Source organism: Halomonas sp. MES3-P3E, assembly GCF_002836035.1.
GTDB classification, from domain to species: Bacteria; Pseudomonadota; Gammaproteobacteria; order Pseudomonadales; family Halomonadaceae; genus Vreelandella; species Vreelandella arctica.
Genome location: NZ_PJBT01000077.1, coordinates 1 through 2,891, shown reverse-complemented (window position 1 = coordinate 2,891; position 2,891 = coordinate 1). Strand labels below are relative to the sequence as shown.

Below are 2,891 nucleotides of genomic sequence, written 5' to 3'. Positions count from 1 at the left end.
CACCAGGGCGAAGCTGTCCAGTGCATGGTTGAGCACGGAACCGAGCAGGGCCACCAAGGCACCAGCGATCATGTAGCTGCTGATACGACCTAAATTATAGCCGAGCAACAGACCTGCTAAACGCCTCGGCTGTCGCATGCTGGGGGGCACAGCAAAGGTCAGGGCACTCATGATGCCGCCACACATGCCGATACAGTGCGCGCCTCCCAGCAAGCCGAAGACGAAGGCCGCCGCCAGCGGCGGCAGGCTCATGTCGGCGGGATTCATTTACGGGGCACCTTTGGAGCTACCCGCCGTATCACGGGAGGGGCTGATGGTGAAGGCCGCCGGAGGCGAACCGTACGGTGATACGAGTTCGACCTGTTCGGGTGGATAGCAGAGTCCTTGGTCGGAACAGCCCTGAAAGGTCACCATGATGGCCAGCGGCCCGGTAACGGTGTCGCTCGCCTCGATGGGCGCACTCACCAACACCTGATCGTAGAAAACGTTAATGTTCCCTAAAGACGCGTGCGACATTGGCTCGCCAGGCGGCAAAGCCAACTCACCGAAATTGATATCTTGAGAGAGACTCTCAATCGCGAACTGATGCCGGTGAAGGTAGTAATTTTCGGCGGCGGTGAAGCCGATATAAACTCGATCATCGTCTCGCCAGGCGGTGGTTCGGAAGGCTTCTTTAGCCGGTAGAAAGTCACGTTGGGGCGAACGGTTAAAGGGGGAACTTTTGTCACCAACCTCAAACATCTCTTCACGTGCCGCTACCGGGGTGACTATAAAGAGTGCCACCGTTAGAAAAGCGAAGACTTGTTTCATGAGTTTAACGCCGCCTTTGGCTTATCCATTGGCTGACCTCTGGACCAAGCGACCAGAGCAAAGCCCGCGACGATCATTGGTAGTGTCAGTAGCTGCCCCATGGTTAACCAGCCAAAAGCGATGAATCCCAACTGAGGGTCGGGGAGGCGCACGAACTCTACGATGAAACGGAAGGCTCCATACAGAAGCAGGAACAGCCCAGAGATGAGGCCCCGCTGACGTGGTCGGCGCGATAGCCACCACAGCACGGCAAACAACACGACACCTTCAAGGGCAAACTCGTAGAGAGCCGAAGGATGCCGTGGCTCTGGGCCCAGCTCCATCATGGATGGAAACACCATTGCCCAAGGTACATCACTAACTCTCCCCGGTAACTCGTGATTGATGAAGTTCCCGAGGCGACCCGCTCCCAGGCCGATGGGGACTAGCGGAGCAATGAAGTCGGTCAGTTGAATAAAAGCCAGTTGATGTTTGCGAGCAAACAGCCAGGCAGCCACTAACACACCGGCAAGGCCGCCATGAAAGCTCATGCCTCCTTCCCAGATTTTTAGTAACCAAAGGGGGTTGGCTTGCAGTTGTTCGAGCCCGTAAAACAGCGCATAGCCAAGGCGGCCGCCAACGATGATGCCGATGGCGGCGTAGAAGATCAGGTCGCCCATATCATCGTGGCTTAGGCCGAGTCGATGGGCGCGACGCCGACCCAACCACCAAGCGGCGACTAGCCCGATGACATACATTAAGCCATACCAGTGGATCTGAAGAGGGCCTATGGCGATGGCGATCGGATCAATTTGAGGGTATTGCAGCATATATCTTCCTTAATCAATCGTTACTGTTGGAGTCATCAACAAAAATTATTGCGTCTTAAGAGCCGTTTTATCGTTTCCACTTCTCGACTTCCTGGATGACTCGCTCAACATCTTCAGAAGTTATGTAACCTGTATGTTTGTAACGAATAGTGCCCTCGGTATCGACCAGATAGCTTTCGGGTGCGCCATAAACACCTAGCTCAAAACCTAGGTTACCCTCTGGATCAAAAATATTGACTTCAAAAGGATTCCCAAACTCGTCAAGAAACTCGAGTCCCTTTGCCTGGGTATCCTTGTAGTTGATGCCAACCAAGCGGACGCCTCGCGCGGCTAAGTCCAATAACTGCGGCATTTCATGCTTGCAAGTGGGGCACCACTCTCCCAAAACATTGACCAATGTCACCTTATCTTTAAAAAGAGATTCATCAACGACCCTTGAGGGGTCTTCCAGCGTCGTCAGGTTGAAGGCCGGAAACGGCTGAGCTAACAAGGGGGAATCTCTGGCGCTAGGATCCATTGATAAGCCCTGATAAAAGAAAAAGCTCAAACCAAAAAAGCCCAATAGGGGTAAAAATAGCAATGTCCGAGATTTCACGTATACGTCTCACAGGTAGTAGCGGGTAAGTGCCTGCTGAGCATTGTTAGTGCTTACGGAAGTTGATTTGGAGCACTAGGTTGCATCGGTCATGGCTTCCGAGCCCATAGGCGTTTCGCCAGCAGCGGCAGCAATGTGATGCCACTGATGAGGACCAGCGCGATCGTGAGACCACGGGAGTCGGCGGTAATTAGCACTTCGCCGAACTTGACGATCAGATACGCCGTGGGGATTACGCCGGCCAATGTGGCGATCAAAAAGCGCCAGAAGGACAGGGGTGTAATACCTGCCGCGTAGCTGATGGCATCAAACGAAATGAAGGGCACCAATCGGGATGCAAAAACGATGAGCATCAAGCCGGTTTGAGAGCGTTCCTTCCCCAGCCAGTTAAGGATGGGACGCGTACGCGACCAGCGTTGCATTACCTCATAGCCGAACAAACGAGCAATGCAGAAAGCGAGCAGAGCGCCGGCTTCGGCACCGATAACGACATAGGCCGTTCCCCAAACTGGGCCGTAGATCGCACCGGCCACCATGGCAATCGGACCACTGGGGATCGGGCTCATGACAATGGCCGTAATCATCATAAAGATGATGGCCAATGGCCCCCAGACGCCCAACCCATCAACCCATTCACGCAAGGCCTGCTTATCGGTCAAGACCGACAAGGCGCCGGT

At 54.3% G+C, this 2,891-nt stretch carries 5 protein-coding genes; all 5 read right to left on the bottom strand.

Translation table 11 applies throughout. From position 1 onward, the window contains the following. Positions 1 to 267, bottom strand: a 267-nt coding sequence (locus CXF87_RS11795) for a sulfite exporter TauE/SafE family protein (protein WP_198556077.1), incomplete at its 3' end; no start/stop codon positions are given. Further along, positions 268 to 810: a protein-disulfide reductase DsbD N-terminal domain-containing protein gene (locus CXF87_RS11790; protein WP_008958483.1), complete on the bottom strand. Its 543-nt coding sequence runs from the start codon at positions 808 to 810 to the stop codon at positions 268 to 270. Next, positions 807 to 1,619 carry a prolipoprotein diacylglyceryl transferase gene (gene lgt / locus CXF87_RS11785; RefSeq protein ID WP_101146752.1) on the bottom strand — a complete coding sequence of 271 codons (813 nt, stop codon included), beginning with the start codon at positions 1,617 to 1,619 and terminating at the stop codon, positions 807 to 809. The genes CXF87_RS11790 and lgt overlap by 4 nt, the downstream gene beginning before the upstream one ends. Before the next feature lie 67 nt (positions 1,620 to 1,686). Then, on the bottom strand, positions 1,687 to 2,214 hold the full coding sequence (locus tag CXF87_RS11780) for a DsbE family thiol:disulfide interchange protein (protein ID WP_101146751.1): 528 nt from the start codon (positions 2,212 to 2,214) through the stop codon (positions 1,687 to 1,689). An 89-nt stretch (positions 2,215 to 2,303) separates the two neighbouring features. After that, a partial coding sequence (locus CXF87_RS11775; protein ID WP_101146750.1) for a TVP38/TMEM64 family protein occupies positions 2,304 to 2,891 on the bottom strand: 588 nt, incomplete at its 5' end.